The following is a 19,460-nucleotide window of genomic DNA, read 5'->3' as shown; positions in this document are numbered from 1 at the left end:
TCTAAAAGGAGAAACAACAGGTTATGAGAACGATAGGTAATATAATTTGGTTTTTGCTGGGCGGAGTTGTCATGGGCCTGATGTGGTGGTTCTTCGGCCTGCTAGCTTTTATCAGTATCGTTGGTATCCCTTGGGGGCGGGCCTGTTTTGTGATGGGCAATTTTTCCTTCTTCCCGTTTGGTCAGGAAGCGATTGCCCGAGATGAGTTGACCAATGAAATGGATATTGGCACTAGCCCATTGGGCCTAGTTGGCAATATCATTTGGTTTGTGTTTGCTGGTATCTGGTTAGCGATAGGTCATATCCTGTCAGCAGTGGCGTGTTTTGTGACCATCATTGGTATTCCATTTGCTATTCAGCACCTTAAACTGGCGTACATCTCGCTAGCTCCGATTGGTAAAACTGTGGTGCCGAAAGAGCAAGCGGCGATGGCTAGGTATTCTAAATAATGAAAGCCCCAATTGGGGCTTTTCTGCTTTCAGTCAAAGATTAAGTGACGCCCGCCTATATTAGAAGCGCTAGTGAGCTCCTCGTTCAGTTGTCTAATAAAAGAGATGGCTTAACCCGACAGTTTGGGCCTGTATGACATTGACCCGATATAAATGTCATTTATAGTAGTGCGCTAAATTAGCTACTTAGAAATAGAATAACCCCTTAATGCTGCGCTGGATAACAAAGATAAAAACCTTACTCTGCGCGTCAAGTTTGATCGTATCTACAATCAGCTATGCGAACCCCCAGACTGTAGAACTGGAGCTCTACACTCAGGAATTTCCGCCGCTACAGGTGGAAGTAGATGGTGTGGCAGAAGGTTATGTGGTCAAGTTTGTCGAAGCTGTGGTACAAGACGCTGCTCGAACCTTTCCTATGCAAGTTCATCAGATTCATTTCACGCCTTGGAAACGAGCAATGCGAATCACACAAAATCGTAAGAACGCCTTGCTGTTTTCCGTGTCGCGTACGCCAGTCAGAGAAGACAAATTTCATTGGATTGGTGAGGTCTCACCCTACGAAGTCGGGATCTACCGCCATGTTAATGGGCCAAGATTAGAAACGGATCAACTGCAGGCGCTCAAAGGCTTTCGTTTTGGTGCACAAACTGAGGGGTCGTTTGAAGAGTTGATTCAGTCTCTGGGTTTTGCTCGGATTATCCCAGTTAACTACGGTAAGGATGCGATTCGCTTGCTGCGTGCGAATCGGGTCGACTACGCGCCTTTGGTGACGGTCAGCTACCCCTATCGGATGGAACAATACGGCTTTGAGCCTGAAAATTTTGTTGAAGTGATGAAGGTAAAGCCATTGTGCAAAGCATTGTGGTTAGTTACGGGCAAGCAAACGTCTCCGGAGATAGTTCATGCTTTAACTCAAAGCTTTGATACGTTGAAAAAACAAGGCAAGCTCGCAGCTTTGATTGACGCTTATCAACCGGATAGCGCTGTGATGCTTCGTTATCGAAAACAGGTGGCTAAGCAATAAAAATGGGCCTATGGCAGGCCCAAATGGATTTACAGTTCTTCACCGTAGATGTCAAAAGAGAAGTATTTTTTCGCAATCTTGTCATACGTACCGTTGGTGCGAATAGCAACAATCGCTTTATTGAATTTCTCAGTCAGTGCTTTGTCACTCTGGCGCATTGCTAACGCTGTCCCTTCGCCTATGTAGGCTTTGTCGGTCACAGGATTGCCGACAAACTTGAACCCCTGTCCAATCTCTTTGGCTAGAAATGCTAACGCTAGCTGATCAGAATTACCAAAAGTCAGATCCAAGCGGCCGTTTACCATGTCAATGTAGACTTCATCCTGACCAGTATAGCGTTTGATCTCTGCGACGTCGCCGAATTTGTCCGTTACATAACGATCGTGAATTGTACCCCCTTGAACACCAATGACTTTGTCTTTCATCCCTTGCGCTGAAATGTCGACTTTAGCGTCCATCGCTGTGACAAAACGAGCCGGAGTTTGGTAATACTTGTTGGTAAACAATACACGCTTTTTGCGCTCTTCGGTGATACGCATTGAAGCCATGATGACATCCGACTTTCGTGCCAACAGGCTTGGGATGAGTGAATCCCAGTTCTGAGCGACCCAGGTACAATCGAGTTTGGCTTCAGCACACAATGCATCGGCAATTTCGATATCGAATCCAGTTGGGTTGCCGCTTTGATCTTTGTAGTTAAACGGCGGGTAAGTGAAGTCGGATGCCAGACGTACTTGCTTTGCAAAAGTAGGTGTAGACAGAAGAGCTGCAGTACAAGCAATGACACTAAGCACTTTTTTCATGTTCGAAATCCTTATCTTCGTTTTTCATGGATACTGGGTCAGCGAAGTGGCCAATGATGGTAGCGACTTCCTGCATAGATTCTTGTGAGCCAATCGTGATTCTCACGCAGTGATTCAGGCTCGGCTCGTGTGATTGGTTGCGGGTGACGATTCCAGCATTAAGCAAATAGTTGAACAGATCGATATCCGATCGGGTGCGAATCAGCACGAAGTTGGTGGAAGAAGGGTAGATCTGCTCAATCCAACCTAATGACTGGATCTGGTCAACGAACCAACGTTTAGTGGCGATCAACTTCTGGGTACTTTGTGTCACTTTGGCCAACCCTTCTTGGCTCAGTGCGTTTAATACGATTTCGGCTGAACTGTCTGGCATTGGGTAAGGGGGGACCATTTTATATAGGTAGTCCATCACGGATGTATCAGCGATAATGAAGCCACATCGGACAGCAGCAAGGCCAAAGGCTTTAGAGAGAGTACGAATAACGACTAGATTTGGGTATTGCTCGATTAAGCTGATAACGCTTTCTTCAAGTTCAAAATCAATGTATGCCTCGTCCACGACAATCAGTGCTTGATCTTGTGTTTGTTCGAGCACAGATAGTACATCTTGTCGACTCAGCATCTGGCCTGTCGGGTTATTGGGTGAACAAAGAAACACCAAGTTTGCCGACTCCGCCGCTTTTACAACACCGTCTACATCCAGAGCAAAATCCGGCGTAAGCAAAGGGATGTCGATGGTTTCAACGGCAAGTGAATCAGCACAAAATTCATACATCGCATACGTAGGGCTACAGATAGCGATGCGACTTTTTCCGGGTTGGCAGAAAGTGCGCACGAGAAGATCAATCGCTTCATCAGCGCCTCTCACTGCGAGAACGGGCTGTTGGGTGTGGCAGTAATTCTGATAAGCGCAAGCGATGTCCTGAGGCAAAAAGTCAGGATAACGATGGTAAGCATTTTGTTGGTCGCTGAAATGCAGTGGTTGCTCTAACTCGTTGGCGTTTAGCCACAACCGACCAGACCCTCCAATGCGTCGTGCAGATTGATAAGGTATTAATTTTTTTATGTTATCTGGTGCGATCTTGTCTGCCAGTGACGTCATTTCAATATCCCTTTACTGCATAATAAATCAATAACAAAACGAATTAATAAGTAGAATTTCTTATTTGATAAAAACATAGTCAAAAATCCATTTGAGTAGAATCGAAATAAAGGCATACTAGCTATGCATAAAACGCATAGCTAGTAGGGTGGTAATGATGCGCTTACCTTCGACGAAAAACTTACAGGCATTCTTAGCAACTGCTGAATACCTTAACCTGACCCATGCCGCTGAGTCGCTCAACATGACGCAAGGTGCGGTCAGCAGGCAGATTCAGTCTCTCGAATCTTTGATGGGAGTGAGCTTGTTTTATCGCCGTGCTCGAGGACTCGCCTTGACGCCTGAAGGGAGTATGTTCATGCCACTCGCGCAAGATATTATCAAGCGCTTACAACGCTCAGTCAGAGAAGTGTCTGAAAGTGCCAACCGTGTAAAGCTACTCGCACCCAGCTGTATTACCACCTGGTTACTGGCGCGCTTAGCCAATTTTCAGCAGACCAGCCCTGATGTGAATGTCGAACTGACTTCAACTACTAAGCACCAGTTTCATCCAGATTTTGACAGTTTTGATATGGTGATCGTTTATGGTAAGCCAGTGCGAAGTAAACAGGTTTCCCAAACCCTGTTGTTTGATGAAATTCTAGCGCCCATTTGTTCACCTCAGTTGTGGTCACAGTGCGTCGAGCGGAATGAACCCTTACAAGACGTTTTGGTCAATCGCTTTACTTGGTTACATGCAAACCCTGAGCAGTCTGACTGGATGCTATGGTGCAACAGTTGTGACGAATCTACACTTAAAGGGAAAGGGAATCAGACGTTTGCTACGTTAGATCAGGCCATGAATGCCGCTCAACAGGGTTTTGGGATGGCCGTGGGAGATGTCACCTTGGCGGAGCAGGACATAAGGTCAAATCGCTTGCTCTGCCCGTTTGATAAACGTATCCGATCTGGCAATAGTTACTTTCTGCTTTCAGCCAATCAAGAGCCGAATGAATCGGTCAAAGCGTTATCTGACTGGCTGGAACAACAATAAGGTAAATGATGGAAATTTGTTTATTAGGGACATCATCAGGTACACCAACCAAAGCAAGAAACGTCTCTGCTACGGCTGTGATGGAAAGCGTAGGCAAAGGCTGGTTTCTGGTTGATTGTGGTGAAGCCACCCAACACCAGTTGCTGCATACGCCCTTGTCGCTCAATTACCTCAAGGCGATTTTCATTACTCACTTACATGGTGACCATTGCTTTGGTTTGCCGGGCTTACTTGCCAGCGCTGGAATGAATCGTCGTTCAGATCCTTTAATCATTATTGCGCCGAAAGGGATCCGAGAATGGCTTGAAGCGACAATGCAATTTACTAAGCTTCACTTGCCTTACGAGCTTCAGTTTGTCTCTGCTGAATCTTTGCCCTCAATGACGATAGGCCAATTCACTATTTCGTTGTGTGAATTAGAGCATCGTGTGCCTTCTTTCGCCTATTGTTTTACCGAAAGTACGGTAAAAGCTTATCTAAATTTTGACAAGCTGGCACAGCAAGGTGTACCACGAGGCCCGTTATGGGGGCAGTTAGTCAAAGGGCAAAATGTCGAACATCAAGGTAAAACGCTGATCAGCGAAGAGTTCACTTATTTGGAACATGGGCCAAGAAAGTTTGTTATCGCTGGTGATAATGCCGAGCCTGAGTTGCTCAAACACTTATGTGAAGAATGCCATTTGCTGGTTCATGAGTCGACTTATGCCGAAGCTTTTGCCAAACAGGCGAAAGCGTTTGGCCACAGCTACGGAAAGTTGGTTGCGGAGTTTGCTGAAGTCGCTGGTATCCCTAACTTGATTCTTACTCATTTTAGCCCACGTTATCAGCGACACCCTCAAGCGGAGCTGTCAGTCGAGATTATTCGCTCAGAGGCTGAGCAGGTATACTCTGGCAACTTATTCCTTGCACAAGACTTACTGCGCTATCGAATCGACAAACAGGGTAAAGTGACGTTAGTCGAGCCACCTATTTCATCACCATCTGATTGAAGTCTGTCCAACCGTTAGCAAGCAGTGCAGGTGCTGTCACGGTGTCTGAGATATTGAGCTCCTGTTCTACATGAAAGAGTGGTTGATAGATGTCTTTTTTGATTAAGCTTTTCTCAATTTTTCAAACTGTTTGAGCCTCGTGGCTAGTTTGGGGTGTGCCATATATAGTTGTTAGCTTTGGTGAGCAAGCGGTATTCGTTACATGCTTTATACTTCAGTTGCTGGTCGCGATAATATTGGTATTAAGCCGAGTTCGATTTATTCAGTAATCATCACTATTGAACGGCTTTATATTTTTAAATTTGTCATAAAATATAAGGGTATAAATATTACTTTGCTCATTTTTTAAATTTAAAATATCTGAAAAATGACTATAAATGATTTTCTCTTCATTGTGATGAACTGTGTTTTTTATAAATAACTGTTTCTATTGATTACTATAAATATAGTTAGTTTTATCTATAGAGGGATTTGTATAATACAAAGATCCCTATAGTTTTTATCAATTAATAGGTTTTATACTTGACGCTAACTGATTTTGTTTGAAATAAATTGGTTTAATTTATGATTGATAAAATAAATACTGTTGATATTGTGCACTTGTTTGATTTATTAAATAATTGTTAAAAATGGTTTGTATTAATTTAAATTGTTAATGTTATGTTTATCTCCGGCATTTATAAAATGCCACGATAAGGAGAATCATAATGAAAATAGCCAAGCATTTTTTGGCAGTAGCCGTAGCGAGTGCGATGTCACTATCTGCACATGCCGGTGAGTCAGTTTATTTAAGCAAACCAATCAACTTTACTTCATTTTCCGGGCTGAACTCTCAGCTTGGTGTAGACAATGCCTCCAGCTTCAAAATGGTAAAAGAAGTTAACCTGAAGAAGCGTGGTATCTACAAAGTCAAAGTCCAGCAAAATATCTGGGGAGTGCCTGTTTGGGGTCACTACCTAAATGCAACGCAAAGTGCCAAAGGTGGTGCCCTAAAAGCCGTTCAGGGTAAATACGTTAAGATGGCCGGCGTTGATCGTAAGTTCGTAAAACCTTCTCTCAACCGTGCACAAGCACTAGAGCTGGCGAGCAAAGATCTTAAAGCTGGTGTTGCAGCGAGTCCATCTTTAGCGAACGCCAAAGACGACCTTTACGTATATCAAGACGGTGATAAAACTCGTTTGATTTATGTGATTTCTTACCTAATCGAAGGTAAAGCTCATCCGTCGCGTCCGTTTACCATGTTGGATGCCCACAGCGGTGAAATTATTGAACGTTGGGAGGGGATTGCCCACGCCCAAATTGGTACTGGCCCTGGCGGTAACGAGAAAACAGGCCAGTATGAGTACGGTACTGATTACCACTACCTTGATGTGACGGAAAACGGCACTGAGTGTGTAATGGAATCCGATAACGTTGTCACCGTGGATCTGAACGGTGCGACGTCAGGCTCTACGCCTTATTCCTATGAATGTCCGCGTAATGCGCACAAAGAAATCAATGGTGCTTTTTCACCGCTGAACGACGCACATTACTTCGGTAACGTTGTATTCGACATGTATAAAGACTGGTTTGATACGGCACCGCTGACGTTCAAACTGATGATGCGTGTTCACTATGGAAACGGTTACGAAAACGCCTTCTGGGATGGTCAGGCAATGACCTTCGGTGACGGTGAAAGTTACTTCTACCCTCTAGTGAGTTTGGATGTATCCGCGCACGAAGTCAGCCACGGTTTTACTGAGCAAAACTCTGGTCTTATTTATGCAAATCAGTCTGGTGGTATGAATGAAGCCTTCTCAGATATCGCTGGTGAAGCCGCTGAATACTACATGAAAGGGACTAACGACTGGATGGTCGGTCGTGACATCTTTAAAGCAGACGGTGCATTGCGTTACATGGATGATCCTTCACGTGACGGCTCTTCTATCAATCACGCTTCTGACTACTACGATGGTCTTAACGTTCACTACAGTTCTGGTGTATTCAATAAAGCCTTCTACCACATCGCGACCACACAGGGTTGGGATACTAAGAAAGCATTTGAATTGTTTGTTCTGGCCAACCAGATCTACTGGGCAGAAGACAGTGATTTCTGGCAAGGCGCCTGTGGTGTGAAAAACGCTGCAAATGACCTAGGTTACAACTCTGAAGATGTTGTGGCGGCATTTGGTCTGGTTGGTGTTGAGCCATGTGCTGAGCCACCTTTACCACCTGAGCCAGAGTATCAACGTCTCGAAAACGCTCAAGCAGTGACGGTTGCTGGTGGTACAGGCTCGAAAACTTACTTCGATATAGAAGTGCCAGAAGGTAAAGAGAAGCTAACGGTAGAACTTGGCGTGTCAACTGGCGACCCAGATATATACGTTGGTCTTGACTACGCACCGAGCTCTCAGGAAAACATCTGTAAGAGTGAGTCGGTGACTGATGAAATCTGTGTCATCGAAAACCCAACGGCTGGCCGTTATACCGTCAATGTATTTGGCTACTCTGAATATGCAGATGCAAGCCTTAAAGCATCGTTTGATTCCGGTAGCACTAACGTTCCACCAGTAGCTTCATTCAACCACGTTGTCACGGGCAAGAAAGTTGACCTAACCAGCACGAGCAGTGATAGCGATGGCGAGATTGTTTCTTACCAGTGGAATCTTGGTGACGGTAACTCTCAGTCAGGTGCTGTGGTTAGCCACACTTACGCGGCAGCTGGTGATTACGTTGTGACTCTGACGGTAACAGACAATGCTGGTTCTGCGACGTCGACTAATAAGACCATCACAATTGAAGATACGGCAACAGACGCGTTCCCACTTAAACTGCAATTTGGTAACAAGCAGCCTAATGGTAAGGCCCGCGTTAAGCTAGCTTGGGAATACCTAACAGACGATTACTTTGTTGTGAAACGCAATGGCAAAGTGGTGGGTGCAACTGAATTTACCTCTTACGTCGACAAGTTCCGTCACAACGGCACGATTGATGTTGAGTACCAGGTATGTACCTCAGGTGACGTTTGTTCTGAAACGAAGCGTTACCGCTTCATCAAAGCCAACTAGTCCATTCTAAAAACGACGGGGCTCCTTCTATGGGGCCCTGCTTTTTATCAAGCCTAAAGAATTTATAAGGAACTCAGCTCTGCTATGAAAAAGACATTACTAGCTTTAGCTCTATTTGGGAGCGCTTCCGCCTTTGCTGCTTCAGATGTCAACGTACTGAAAGATGGAGAAGTATGGATTACCACAGATGCAGATGCGCAACATTTGGTTACGCAGCACGGGGCAGCGGTAGTCAGCGGCTTTGCAGCGAATCCAAATGCTGTTGTCGCCAAAATTAATGAGAAGCAGTTGGCGGCGCTTTCCAGTCATATGCACGAAGCAAAACACCGTTGTGGTGGTTACATGGTGCATGCAGACAAGGCAAGCGCAATGAAAGCAGCGGGTATGCCACTGTCGATGAGTACGTTTGAGAAGCCGGTGATCAGCCACCACGATACGGTCGAGTCGTTGATTGCGCAGGTTGAACCAAACAACATGGTTACTACCATTGAAAACCTAACCAGCTTTACTAACCGTTTTTATACCACCTCTACGGGTATTGCTGCTTCGAACTGGTTGCTAGAGCGCTGGCAAGAAGAGATTAAGGATGTACCTTATGCCTCAGCTCAGCAAATCTCACACAGTGATTACCCACAGAAATCGGTTGAAGTTACTTTAGTCGGTGCCAAGCACCCAGACGAGATCGTTGTGGTGGGTGGTCACCTAGATTCAACAGTTGGGTCATGGACAACCGAAGGTACAATATCACCGGGAGCCGATGATGACGCTTCGGGTATAGCGACGGTGACGGAAGCACTTCGCCTGATGATCGCCAGCGGTATCCAGCCAGATCGCACCATCAAGTTCTACGGCTATGCTGCAGAAGAAGTGGGCTTGCGAGGTTCTCAAGACATTGCTCAAACGCTGAAAGGCGAGCAGGCGAATGTTGTCTCTGCCTTGCAACTGGATATGACCAACTACAACGGTTCGGCTCATGATATTACTTTCATCAACGATTACACCGACGCGAATTTAACGCAATTTCTCAGTGAACTGATTGACACCTACGCGAGTGAAATTACTTATGATTTTGACCGCTGTGGCTACGCCTGTTCTGACCACGCTTCATGGCATAACGCTGGTTACCCGTCAGCAATGCCGTTTGAAACCATGTTCAATGATTACAACCCGCATATCCACACTGAACACGACACGCTGGAGAATTCCGATCCAACTGCAAGCCATGCGAGTAAATTTGCTAAGTTAGCGATCGCCTACTTGGTTGAAACCAGTTTGGATGATGTTGAGTCGCCAGTGAAGGAGCTGGAAAACGGTACGCCAGTGGAGAATCTGACGTCTGGTTATTTTGATGAACAGTTCTTCGTTTTCCGCACCACAGAGCCAGGTGAGGTGACGATTTCTATTACAGGGCCACGCAGTGGTGATGCGGATTTATATGTGACCTACGAAGGTTCGGTTTCGAAAACAGAATATGACTGTCGTCCATTCCAGAATGGCAGCAATGAACAGTGTGTATTCAATAAACCAGCCGGTGAGTTCAACATTATGATTCGTGGTTACCGTAACTTTGATGAAGTAGATATTGTGGCTAGCTTTAGCCCAGAAAATGCACAGGATCAGAAGCAATAACAGAAAGAAGTCCACCAAATGGTGGACTTTTTTGATGATGAGTCGTCACTGAATTTTGGTTTAGGGCAAACCAATAGGATATCTGGCGACCGACATTCGTCATTTTACTCTGCCTATATACTGGTGCAAAGAATCCTGAACAAGTGTGTTCAAGGGCTCGTGATCGCTAGCTTCTAAGTAGATAGCTTTCTGGTGAGTTACCCTCGCCAAGCATTGGGTGACTGATGAGATGCAATACCGACCAGTGGAAAGGTATCTATAAGTTCTAACGAGAAGAGGCTGAGAGCTGAACTAGGAGACACTGGAGATAGGTTTTACTTTAAAGAGCTTAACGCTCGAAACCTAGCTCATGTCATCGAAAATTAATTTTTCTAATTCACTATTATGAGTCGTGGTCATAAATTTTCTGTATGAATCCTTGTGTTTTTCGGACAGATTATTCTGCCAAACTCTATTTTTGCAGTGGTCTGATGAGATATTGAGTAGTAGCACAAGTATTTCCCACAATAATTGTGATGGCTCTTTTTAAATTGAAAATGCGTCTTTTTTGATCATTTCCCTTAATTTTTTTATGGGTATGATGCGTGTGCGCTTTGTTGCATTGGAGAGGTATATGAATTCTATAACAAAAAGAAACCAAGATATTACTAAGGTGCTCGATAAGCCCTTCACCATCAATGTTGACGGAAAAACCATTCCGGCTGTTGAAGGTGAGAGTGTACTCAGTGCTTTGTTAGCTTCAAACATTCGTCAGTTAATGAAGAATGATTATGGCGCTGAATCAGGCGCATACTGCGGAATGGGAGTGTGCCATTGTTGCTTGCTGCACATTGATGGTCGTCACAAGCAAAGAGCCTGTCAGACGATCGTGAAGCCAGATATGAAGGTGGAAACTAGCCGCAATTTGGTGATGGAACAAGGGGGTGAGATATGACTAATAAAGTCGTGATTGTAGGGGGTGGGCCGGCAGGTATGTCGGCGGCAACCGAACTGGCACGCTTTGGTATTCATACCACCGTCATTGACGAAGCACCGAAAGCTGGAGGGGTTATCTATCGTGGGCCGTGGCGCAAAACAGCGGATATGCCCCACTTAGATGAAAAACTCACCAAGGCGATGGATAAGCTTCAAGAAGATTACCAGAGCAACGCGTCTTCTATCGATTTAAGAACTCAGACAAGAGTACTTGGGCCTTTAGGAGAAAATAGCTTGTTACTGACGCATGATCACAAGCTTTCTCGCATTGACTATGACCACCTGATATTGGCCACTGGGTGTCAGGAAAGAAGTATCCCTTTTCCGGGATGGCAGCTTCCTGGAGTGATGCTACTAGGTGCTATACAGCTTCAAATCAAGAGTGGTTTAGTTCGTCCTGGGAATAAGGTCGTGATCGCGGGCAGTGGACCACTGTTGGTGCTCGTCGCTTGTCAGTTACACAAAGCTGGTTGTCAGGTTGAAGCGATTTATGAAGCGGCAAAGTTTTCGTCAATAGCCAAGGAAACATTTGCAATGCTCAATCGCCCTCAGCAAGCGTTAGACGGGCTATCAATGATGTGGTACCTCAAGCAGCACAATATCCCTCTCCATTACGGTTGGGGACTTGTAAAAGCAGAAGGCACCGACCAACTCAATGAAGTCACTGTTGCTCCTTATGATAACAACTGGTTTCCAGATCACTCTCAGGCTGTGACTCATGTTGTTGATACTCTAGGTGTGGGCTATGGCTTTGCTGCTCGCTCACAATTGGCCCAACTCATCGGTCTTAACATAGAGTATGACCACATGAGTGGGGCGATCCCCGCCGTTGATAAATGGCAAAAGAGCAGCCAGGAAAACATTTTCTGCGCTGGTGATAGCGCTAAAATTGCAGGTGCAGACGCTGCCATGCTTGAAGGCAAGATTGCCGCAAAAGCCATTGCTTGTGAAATGGGAAAACTGGGTAGTGCGGATGCAGAGCAATACATAGTTGAGATACGACGTAAGTTATCTCGTCTCTATCGTTTTCGTCAGGCATTCGACAATGCGGGTTTCCGTGAGTTAGGCCTGCTTTCTCTACCAGAAGAAGATACGGTGATATGTCGCTGTGAACAGGTTAAGAAAAAAGCGATAGATGAGGCGATAGCTCAAGGCTGCCGCGATATTGTGACTCTAAAAATGCGTACCCGCGTCACTATGGGTGACTGTCAGGGCAAAACCTGCGCTCACTATTGCTACGACAGGTTGAAGAAAGAAGGGTTCAGTCAGGAACAAGGCTTAGTTCGTCCTAGATTCCCACTTGATCCAATCCCATTTGCAGCGCTGGAGGAAGAATAATGAAAGCGTATGATGTAGTCATTTGTGGTGGCGGTGTTATTGGTGCGTCCATTGCTTATTTCCTTAGCCGACAGAAAGATCTAAAGATTGCCGTTGTTGACTTCAAATATCCAGGGAATGCGTCTCGAGCATCGGCAGGTGGGCTGTGGGCGATGGGCGAATCGACTGGACTTGGTTGTGGTGTCATCCTTTTTAAGACGTTGTCGAAACAAATGCAGGAGTCTGGGGTTAGCGAAGCGCCGGAAATGAATCCTCATATAATGCCAAAACCTTTTTTTGATATGGCGATGATGTCGAACGCTATGTATCCCGCTCTATACGAAGAGTTAGTTGAAAACCACGGTGTTGACTTCAAGTTTGAACGCACTGGGCTTAAGTTTTTGCTGTTCGATAAGTACGATCGTATGTACGCTGAGCAAATCGCAGCAGCAGTGCCGGATCGTCATGATCACGTCCGCTGGGTAACTCAAGATGAGCTACACGCTGAAGAGCCGAATGTTTCCAAGGAAGCCATTGGGGCGATGGAGTTTGACTGTGACCATCAAATTAATCCGTATCGTCTCAATGAAGCGTATTTGGAAGCCGCACGCCAAAATGGGGCTGAGCTGTATCTGAATACCAAAGTGACAGGCATTGAAAGACAAGGCAATCGAGTTACTGCGGTAAAAACCGAGCAGGGTGTGTTGCCATGTAAAATGATGGTCAATGCTGCAGGTGCTTGGGCAGAGACCATTAGTCAGTGGGCAACCGGTTATAAATTACCCGTGTTCCCGGTGAAAGGACAAGTGATCATCACAGAGAAACTGCCTAAGCTACTGAATGGTTGTCTGACAACCAGTGACTGTTACATCGCGCAAAAAGACAATGGTGAAATCTTGATTGGTTCAACGACTGAAGAGCGCGGGTTTGATACCAGTAACGACATTAAGTACATCAAGCAGTTAGGTCAAGGTGCGATGAAATCCATACCAGCGCTAAAAGATATGAACATCAAGCGTTGTTGGGCGGGCTTGCGTCCGGGGTCTCCAGATGAGCTACCTATTATTGGCCCTGTTCCGGGTGTCGAGGGCTACCTCAATGCATGCGGACATTTCCGCACGGGGATGTTGACGTCAGCGATCACTGGGCGAATTCTTGATGAGCTTGTGAGAAGTTTGCCGACTTGCGTTGATATCTCGCCTTTTTCTTACCAACGCTTCCTAAATAGCGAAGGTGAAATGATTGGTAAATACCAACTGGATCACGCTTTGTAAACACGCTCGCGTGTAAATAGAACTGAGCCAGCAACCAAGCTGGCTCATCTTCTGGTTAAGGGCGTCCCTACGGTTATTCAGTAGTCAGTTCGTCAGTAGATATAAAAATCCATCCTTCTTCACATTCACAGTCAAGCCTAAATCAAAACAAGGTTTGTCGTTCAACACTTCATTCAGTTAGTGATGATGTTCCATCTGGCAGTCAAATTTCACCCAGCCGTGTTGCCTTTCTTCGTAAACAGAGAAGCTTGGGGTATGAAAATCTTGCTCTTGAAAAATACCAACAGGTATAACAATAAAATTTCGGGCTGCACTGAGTTTGAGTGACATTGTCGTACTGCATCTAGGACAAAACGAATAGGTGACTTCATTACCTGAATCACTGATGCGAGTGTATTCGACAAGATCTCCGCTGAAAGAAACTTGCTCTTGCTTGAATCTAGCTTGAACTCCGAAAACGCTCCCCGTTCGCTTTTGGCATTCAAAGCAGTGACACACTGACGTTCTCACTGGCTCACCTCGGCAAACCAGATTGACCTGCCCACAACTGCAATCTGCCATACGTATTTTCTGCTCGTATTCCATTTTATCTCCTTGTCCTTGCTGCTAACATGACGCCACTGTGTTCATGTATTTGATAAGACATACTACAAGATGAAAAAGCGCCTTTTACCTATTCCTCTGATTCTTTTGATTCCGATCTTCTTATTAATAGTAGTCACGATCGCTGGCCTCTACCGATTCAGCCTTTCTGATGAAGAGATCATGGCAAAGTTTCCTAATCAAATGGCGAGCAGTGATGCTGTGATGAAGTCTGTTTTTGGTCTTTCGACTATGAATCCTTGGACGGTGAAAGTACCCGAAAGCCAAGCTTATACGTTTATGGAAGAGCTAAACCCAACGACAGGGCTAGCAAGTGGCACGTATGAAGACGGTGAAGAACGTGGTGTCGTTACTGTTGATACCAGTAAGTTGCTTCAGATTACCCCCACTATTTATGCCTCAATTATGACCGTCTCAAACCAAGGCTCTGGCGTGTTCAACTATTTGGTAACGTTTCACTATGATGAGTTTAGAAAACGCATGATTTCAAAAGAAGCTCAATTTCTAGGGGACCGAATCATCGTAGATTTGCTAGAAAAACAGCAGCACAATATAAGTGTAAGAGTTAAACAACGTGATGCTGATCAATCAATGTCACATGAGCCTGTCATTTCAACGACTATACTTTTCAAGTTGAATGGGCAAGATAGCCTAGAACGTGTCGAGTAATCGGTGTTCAATACGGTATTGTGCATAGGGTACAGATTGCTTATTCTTTAGCCTCACAAGTGATGAGATGGATTTGTTTTTGTCGTTAATGGAGTTAAACATGATCAATAAGCGATTCTTTAAAACCAAAGATGAAGTAGAAGTGACGTTCGAACTTTCAGAAGAGCAGGTCGGACAGTCTGTCGCTATCGTAGCCGATTTTTTGGACTGGCAGCCAACACAGATGAAAAAAGGCGCTAAATCAAAATCATATAAATTCAAAACACGTTTACCGAAAGACCGCCAATTCGAATTTCGCTACTTAGTGGATAATGAGAAGTGGATTAATGACCCCAATGCAGATCAATATCAGCCTAATGGTTTTGGTTCAGATAACGGATTGATTTCAACTTATCAGTAATCTGAATGCATGTGAAAGTGGGTGATTACTATCATTCATAAGTCATACTGATACAGGCGCGTTTGCGCCTTTTTTGATCCAAACATGACATTCCATAGGTGACAAGCTAGGCATAAATTCGTAACATCAGGCCTTTCTTAAAATCAAGCAATAAGGTCAAATTGTGCAATCCAAAAGATTGGCGTCTCGCTTTCGAGAACTCTCCAAGTCGAGAAAAATGATGCTTTTGAGCCTTCCTGTTGTTGCTGCATTGGCTTTATCTGCAACAAACAAAAGCAACCATTATCAGCGCACTATTGATCTTTCGCTGCCTGAATCCAGCATTGTGAATGACTTGTTTACTGACATTCAAGCGGTTCATGACATGCCAAATTACGAGTACGTAATTCAGAAAGGCGACAATCTAAGTTCCATTTTCAGTAAGCTGGGCTTTGGTTACAGCGAACTGATGAAGATTATGGAAACGGATCTTAACTATCTTGCGCTGGATACTTTAAAGCCGGGAAACACTCTCAGGTTTTGGCGAGATACTGAAACGAAGAACTTAGCGAAAATGGAGCTAGAGTTCAGCATCGTCGAACGCGCCGTGTATAAGCGCCACGATGATGGTAGTTATACGTTTGAGGATGTGAAGATCCCCGGCACATGGAAAGAACAGGCGCTGGTGGGAGAAATTGCAGGCAGCTTCTCTCAATCTCTGCACCGTTTGGGGCTGGGAAGTAGTGAGAACGAGCAGATTGTGTCGCTACTCAAAGATAAGCTGAATTTTGCTCGTGATCTTCGTGCTGGTGATGTGTTTGAAGTGGTTTTGTCGAAACAATACGTTGGCGAACAACAGACGGGCAATAAAGAGCTTCAAGCAGTGAAAATCTATAACCGTGGTAAAGAAGTTACGGCTTACCTGCACTCTGATGGTCAGTATTACGACAAAAATGGAAATAGCCTGCAACGCGCATTCCAACGTAAGCCCATTAATGCGAACTACAGGCTGAGCTCTAACTTTAACCCGACACGGAAACATCCAGTCACTGGACGAATAGCACCGCACAATGGTACTGACTGGGCTGCTCCAACAGGAACGCCGATTGTATCAACGGGAGATGGTGTCGTTGTGATGACGCGTAAACACCCCTATGCGGGTAACTATGTTGTGATTCAGCACGGTAGCCGCTACAAAACGCGTTATCTGCACTTGAGTAAAATCCTCGTTCGAAAAGGGCAGAAAGTATCACGTGGTGAAAGAATTGGTTTGTCCGGTGCAACGGGTCGAGTGACTGGCCCTCATATTCACTATGAATTGATTGACCGTGGCAGGCCTGTTAATGCCATGACGGCTAACATACCAATGGCGAGTTCTGTTCCAAAAAGTGAAATGACCGCATTTAAGGTACGTCGAGATGAACTTGATGCGATGTTGCGACAGCAAGAAATTCAACTTGCTAAACAAGGTGAGCCCGAAACCACAGGCTAACTGCAAACATATCTAAAAAAAGCTCCTTCGGGAGCTTTTTTTGTCTGTGATACACACAAAGGCTGCATTACATAAATGTCATCATATTGCATTGAAAAGGTGATCAAGTCGAAACAAATGTAAATCGCTAATCAATAAAATTCACAAATTGATTTCCATCAAAAGAGTAGGGTCTTTGTGTGATAACTTGCAGGCCACAATAAATAAGATTCCCTCAATCATTAATTAAAAGAAAGCCCTACGTAAGGAAATCAACAATGAAAAAAACAGTATGTGGTTTGGCAGTCGTAGCTGCCCTTGTTTCCGGTAATGTTCTAGCTCACCAAGAAGGTGATTTTATTGTCCGCGCAGGTATCGCAACCGTAGCGCCAAATGACAGCAGTGGTGATGTACTAAACAATGCAGGTTCTGAGTTTGGTGTAGACTCTAACACTCAGCTTGGCCTGACTTTTGGTTATATGTTGACTGACAACATCAGCCTAGAAGTCCTTGCAGCGACCCCATTCTCACACAAAATTTCAACTAACTTTGGTAACTTGGGTGACATTGCTGAGACAAAACATCTGCCACCAACCTTTATGGTTCAGTATTACTTCGGTGACGCGAGCAGTGACATTCGTCCGTATGTTGGAGCAGGTATCAACTACACGGTTTTCTTTGATGAAGAGCTAAATAGTACGGGGACTGGTGCGGGTTTGAGCGATCTTTCGTTAGATGACTCTTGGGGCCTAGCTGCAAACCTTGGTGTGGACTACATGCTTAACGAAGACTGGTTCCTGAACGCTTCTGTTTGGTATGCCGACATCGATACAACAGCGACTTACAAAGCTGGCTCTACTGAGTACTCAACAGACGTACAAATCGACCCATGGGTATTTATGATTGGTGGCGGTTACAAGTTCTAATGACTGGTTCGACATAATAAGTCGGATGGATTAAGTAAAGCCGGTGACGCGAGTCACTGGCTTTTTAGTCGTGTTTATCTGCCTTCAAACCACTCATTGGGGACTTTGACGGCTACAACCCGGCTTTGACAGCAAAGTGTGTTACCAGAAAACAGTTCGCATTGGAGCTCTATTTTGTTGTCTTTCGCGTCAATTATAGAAGCGATAAGTTGAACGTCATCGTCTATGGGAACCGGTCTGAGGAATTTGACATCCAAACTTCCGGTTGCAAACCAAATCATCTCTCCTGCTCCTATTTCTCTGCCTTGCATTTCATAGCCTTTCGCTATGGCGGTGCAGACACAGTGGCAATCAATGATGGTTGAGATGATCCCACCATTGAGGAAATGCAAAGGCCCAGCACTGTGATGAGCAGAAGGAGTAAAAGTACAGACAGATTCATTGTCTCCATTCCAGTAGCTTTTGATTTGTAGCCCCATCGCATTTTCGGCTCCACAGCCAAAACAATGGTTATTGGGGATCTGTTCCTGAAAGGCGTTATTCTGCTCCATACCTGCTCCTGAGACGTTAGTGTTTTTAGATTTCAAAGAGTTATACACAGTCTAGTTAAGCAGGAGATGACCAGACTTCAAGCTTATCTAGCAATTCTGTGAAGGCTTGCTCAATGCTTTTACCTGCGGTATCAATCCTGATGACGTCATCAGGCCATGGTTCAAAGCGTTACCATACCTAAAATCACTTAAAGCTTGTTAGCCAGCTTCTTAATGTAATCTTTTGCTAAGGTAGTGTCATCACGACTCAACCATTTGATGCAATCGAATAACTCCCAAATAAGCCCTTGATCGCCGCTAGTATAAGCCGGGAAGTCTTTATGCTTGGGTGCCGGCGCCTCAGTAAGGCGGGAGGTGACGATATCTGATTTATCAAATAATACCTTGAAAGGTTTTGAGAGCATGAAAGGCTCTTCAAGATCGAGGCAATGAATTTCAGCGCTGGTCATATCATTGAAGATATATTTTTTAAAAAAAGCACGGTCATTGTGGAAGCCATCGAGACAATAAAAAATGTCTTTGTTATTTTCAAAGGCTTGGTAAGCTCGTTCAGATCTCCGATGGAAACCGTTGGTCGTGAAGACAACAACATCGGCATCAGAAACCCTGTCGCCTGTCTCAGCGGCCAAGGAGCCCAACAATACTGCAGCAAGCACGTCTTCGTCGTCGATAAAAGCGTCAACGACCGAATCGACTAGAGCTTGCTGAAGTGGTAGGTTGGATAAATTGAGGTTTGGTACAGGCTGTCTATGAGGCATATCTCTTACCTATTGGTGATGACAAATAGCCAAAATAATTGAATCTTGGTTCGATTACCACATGTCATAGATAGGCAATCTCATTAGTGTTAAAAAATTTCATTATCTACATTAAAATACCCTTTATTTACATTGGTTTTTTAACGATTCAACAGTATGAGTCAGCATCGAATATTAATTTTTATTGACTATTTTGATATTAAATTTAGACAATTTTTGAACTGATGTTTTTAAATGAATTTATCTATTAAGGTTATGAATTAAAAGGATAATTAAATAGATATCGTGCGTTATATAAATGTTAATATTATTAATAGAATTTATCTCAAATTTTGAGCGATAAATATCTCGCTTAGTGAGATCTTAAACTCATTTAATTGATTTTGTGAATGATCTTGATTGAGTTGCATTTTATCTTTTGAACGCTTTGTAAGCGTATAATTAAATAGGATGTAACA

Annotated in this window: 18 protein-coding genes; 13 read left to right on the top strand and 5 right to left on the bottom strand. The window is 44.5% G+C overall.

The features are described 5' to 3' along the window. The first annotated feature begins 23 nt into the window (after nt 1-23). Nucleotides 24-449, top strand: a complete 426-nt coding sequence (locus tag TW84_RS06700; protein WP_045974881.1) for a YccF domain-containing protein — start codon at nt 24-26, stop codon at nt 447-449. Nucleotides 450-705: 256 nt separating this feature from the next. Next, nucleotides 706-1,476, top strand: a complete 771-nt coding sequence (locus TW84_RS06695; protein WP_240478146.1) for a substrate-binding periplasmic protein — start codon at nt 706-708, stop codon at nt 1,474-1,476. 29 nt (nt 1,477-1,505) lie between these two features. Here TW84_RS06695 and TW84_RS06690 read toward each other — a convergent pair whose 3' ends face one another. Together TW84_RS06690 and hisC are read right to left on the bottom strand one after the other, a co-directional pair. Next, nucleotides 1,506-2,279 carry an ABC transporter substrate-binding protein gene (locus TW84_RS06690; RefSeq protein WP_045974879.1) on the bottom strand — a complete coding sequence of 258 codons (774 nt, stop codon included), beginning with the start codon at nt 2,277-2,279 and terminating at the stop codon, nt 1,506-1,508. Beyond that, nucleotides 2,263-3,381, bottom strand: coding sequence for a histidinol-phosphate transaminase (gene hisC, locus TW84_RS06685; protein ID WP_045974878.1), 1,119 nt, complete (start codon nt 3,379-3,381; stop codon nt 2,263-2,265). Before hisC ends, TW84_RS06690 begins: the two co-directional genes overlap by 17 nt. A gap of 157 nt (nt 3,382-3,538) precedes the next feature. On the opposite strand from hisC, the gene TW84_RS06680 reads away from it, so the two are divergent. The 7 genes from TW84_RS06680 to TW84_RS06650 all read left to right on the top strand — a co-directional run bounded on the left by TW84_RS06680 (nt 3,539) and on the right by TW84_RS06650 (nt 13,645). Beyond that, on the top strand, nt 3,539-4,414 hold the full coding sequence (locus TW84_RS06680) for a LysR family transcriptional regulator (protein WP_045974877.1): 876 nt from the start codon (nt 3,539-3,541) through the stop codon (nt 4,412-4,414). Nucleotides 4,415-4,422: 8 nt separating this feature from the next. Beyond that, complete coding sequence (locus TW84_RS06675) at nt 4,423-5,403, top strand: ribonuclease Z (protein ID WP_045974876.1); 981 nt, start codon at nt 4,423-4,425, stop codon at nt 5,401-5,403. A gap of 707 nt (nt 5,404-6,110) precedes the next feature. Continuing rightward, entirely contained in the window at nt 6,111-8,450 is a 2,340-nt protein-coding gene (locus tag TW84_RS06670; RefSeq protein WP_045974875.1) for a M4 family metallopeptidase, read from the top strand. Nucleotides 8,451-8,534: 84 nt separating this feature from the next. Continuing rightward, complete coding sequence (locus tag TW84_RS06665) at nt 8,535-10,079, top strand: M28 family metallopeptidase (protein WP_045974874.1); 1,545 nt, start codon at nt 8,535-8,537, stop codon at nt 10,077-10,079. Between the two features lie 613 nt (nt 10,080-10,692). Then, entirely contained in the window at nt 10,693-11,013 is a 321-nt protein-coding gene (locus TW84_RS06660; RefSeq protein WP_045974873.1) for a (2Fe-2S)-binding protein, read from the top strand. Beyond that, nucleotides 11,010-12,392 carry an FAD/NAD(P)-dependent oxidoreductase gene (locus TW84_RS06655; protein ID WP_045974872.1) on the top strand — a complete coding sequence of 461 codons (1,383 nt, stop codon included), beginning with the start codon at nt 11,010-11,012 and terminating at the stop codon, nt 12,390-12,392. Before TW84_RS06660 ends, TW84_RS06655 begins: the two co-directional genes overlap by 4 nt. Beyond that, entirely contained in the window at nt 12,392-13,645 is a 1,254-nt protein-coding gene (locus TW84_RS06650) for an NAD(P)/FAD-dependent oxidoreductase (RefSeq protein WP_045974871.1), read from the top strand. Before TW84_RS06655 ends, TW84_RS06650 begins: the two co-directional genes overlap by 1 nt. 177 nt (nt 13,646-13,822) lie before the next feature. On the opposite strand, the gene TW84_RS06645 is transcribed toward TW84_RS06650, so the two are convergent. Next, nucleotides 13,823-14,230: a GFA family protein gene (locus tag TW84_RS06645; RefSeq protein ID WP_045974870.1), complete on the bottom strand. Its 408-nt coding sequence runs from the start codon at nt 14,228-14,230 to the stop codon at nt 13,823-13,825. Between the two features lie 69 nt (nt 14,231-14,299). Between TW84_RS06645 and TW84_RS06640 the strand changes: the two genes are divergently transcribed. The 4 genes from TW84_RS06640 to ompW all read left to right on the top strand — a co-directional run bounded on the left by TW84_RS06640 (nt 14,300) and on the right by ompW (nt 17,693). After that, complete coding sequence (locus TW84_RS06640) at nt 14,300-14,917, top strand: hypothetical protein (protein ID WP_045974869.1); 618 nt, start codon at nt 14,300-14,302, stop codon at nt 14,915-14,917. Between the two features lie 100 nt (nt 14,918-15,017). Then, complete coding sequence (locus TW84_RS06635; protein ID WP_045974868.1) at nt 15,018-15,317, top strand: isoamylase early set domain-containing protein; 300 nt, start codon at nt 15,018-15,020, stop codon at nt 15,315-15,317. A gap of 217 nt (nt 15,318-15,534) precedes the next feature. Continuing rightward, a complete protein-coding gene (locus TW84_RS06630; RefSeq protein ID WP_045974867.1) occupies nt 15,535-16,788 on the top strand; it encodes a peptidoglycan DD-metalloendopeptidase family protein in 1,254 nt (417 codons plus the stop codon). Nucleotides 16,789-17,045: 257 nt separating this feature from the next. Beyond that, nucleotides 17,046-17,693, top strand: coding sequence for an outer membrane protein OmpW (gene ompW / locus TW84_RS06625; RefSeq protein WP_045974866.1), 648 nt, complete (start codon nt 17,046-17,048; stop codon nt 17,691-17,693). Between the two features lie 74 nt (nt 17,694-17,767). Here the strand turns inward: ompW and TW84_RS06620 are convergent, their stop codons facing one another. Both TW84_RS06620 and TW84_RS06615 read right to left on the bottom strand, forming a co-directional pair. After that, nucleotides 17,768-18,244 (bottom strand): PaaI family thioesterase, encoded by a 477-nt coding sequence (locus tag TW84_RS06620; protein WP_045974865.1) that lies wholly within the window; start codon nt 18,242-18,244, stop codon nt 17,768-17,770. A 188-nt stretch (nt 18,245-18,432) separates the two neighbouring features. After that, nucleotides 18,433-19,002 carry a hypothetical protein gene (locus TW84_RS06615; protein WP_045974864.1) on the bottom strand — a complete coding sequence of 190 codons (570 nt, stop codon included), beginning with the start codon at nt 19,000-19,002 and terminating at the stop codon, nt 18,433-18,435. Between the last annotated feature and the right edge of the window lie 458 nt (nt 19,003-19,460).

It is taken from the genome of Vibrio neptunius, from assembly GCF_000967495.1.
GTDB lineage: Bacteria > Pseudomonadota > Gammaproteobacteria > Enterobacterales > Vibrionaceae > Vibrio > Vibrio neptunius.
This window is presented reverse-complemented; position numbering and strand designations above follow the sequence as displayed.

What these genes read in the sequence shown, in the direction of transcription:
- TW84_RS06690 (WP_045974879.1), bottom strand. Translation starts at nt 2,279, where the DNA reads ATGAAAAAAGTGCTTAGTGTCATTGCTTGTACTGCAGCTCTTCTGTCT.
- hisC (WP_045974878.1), bottom strand. Translation starts at nt 3,381, where the DNA reads ATGACGTCACTGGCAGACAAGATCGCACCAGATAACATAAAAAAATTA.
- TW84_RS06670 (WP_045974875.1), top strand. Translation starts at nt 6,111, where the DNA reads ATGAAAATAGCCAAGCATTTTTTGGCAGTAGCCGTAGCGAGTGCGATG.
- TW84_RS06640 (WP_045974869.1), top strand. Translation starts at nt 14,300, where the DNA reads ATGAAAAAGCGCCTTTTACCTATTCCTCTGATTCTTTTGATTCCGATC.
- TW84_RS06650 (WP_045974871.1), top strand. Translation starts at nt 12,392, where the DNA reads ATGAAAGCGTATGATGTAGTCATTTGTGGTGGCGGTGTTATTGGTGCG.
- TW84_RS06700 (WP_045974881.1), top strand. Translation starts at nt 24, where the DNA reads ATGAGAACGATAGGTAATATAATTTGGTTTTTGCTGGGCGGAGTTGTC.
- TW84_RS06675 (WP_045974876.1), top strand. Translation starts at nt 4,423, where the DNA reads ATGGAAATTTGTTTATTAGGGACATCATCAGGTACACCAACCAAAGCA.
- TW84_RS06680 (WP_045974877.1), top strand. Translation starts at nt 3,539, where the DNA reads ATGCGCTTACCTTCGACGAAAAACTTACAGGCATTCTTAGCAACTGCT.
- TW84_RS06645 (WP_045974870.1), bottom strand. Translation starts at nt 14,230, where the DNA reads ATGGAATACGAGCAGAAAATACGTATGGCAGATTGCAGTTGTGGGCAG.
- TW84_RS06615 (WP_045974864.1), bottom strand. Translation starts at nt 19,002, where the DNA reads ATGCCTCATAGACAGCCTGTACCAAACCTCAATTTATCCAACCTACCA.
- TW84_RS06620 (WP_045974865.1), bottom strand. Translation starts at nt 18,244, where the DNA reads ATGGAGCAGAATAACGCCTTTCAGGAACAGATCCCCAATAACCATTGT.
- TW84_RS06655 (WP_045974872.1), top strand. Translation starts at nt 11,010, where the DNA reads ATGACTAATAAAGTCGTGATTGTAGGGGGTGGGCCGGCAGGTATGTCG.
- TW84_RS06635 (WP_045974868.1), top strand. Translation starts at nt 15,018, where the DNA reads ATGATCAATAAGCGATTCTTTAAAACCAAAGATGAAGTAGAAGTGACG.
- TW84_RS06630 (WP_045974867.1), top strand. Translation starts at nt 15,535, where the DNA reads ATGATGCTTTTGAGCCTTCCTGTTGTTGCTGCATTGGCTTTATCTGCA.
- TW84_RS06665 (WP_045974874.1), top strand. Translation starts at nt 8,535, where the DNA reads ATGAAAAAGACATTACTAGCTTTAGCTCTATTTGGGAGCGCTTCCGCC.
- TW84_RS06660 (WP_045974873.1), top strand. Translation starts at nt 10,693, where the DNA reads ATGAATTCTATAACAAAAAGAAACCAAGATATTACTAAGGTGCTCGAT.
- ompW (WP_045974866.1), top strand. Translation starts at nt 17,046, where the DNA reads ATGAAAAAAACAGTATGTGGTTTGGCAGTCGTAGCTGCCCTTGTTTCC.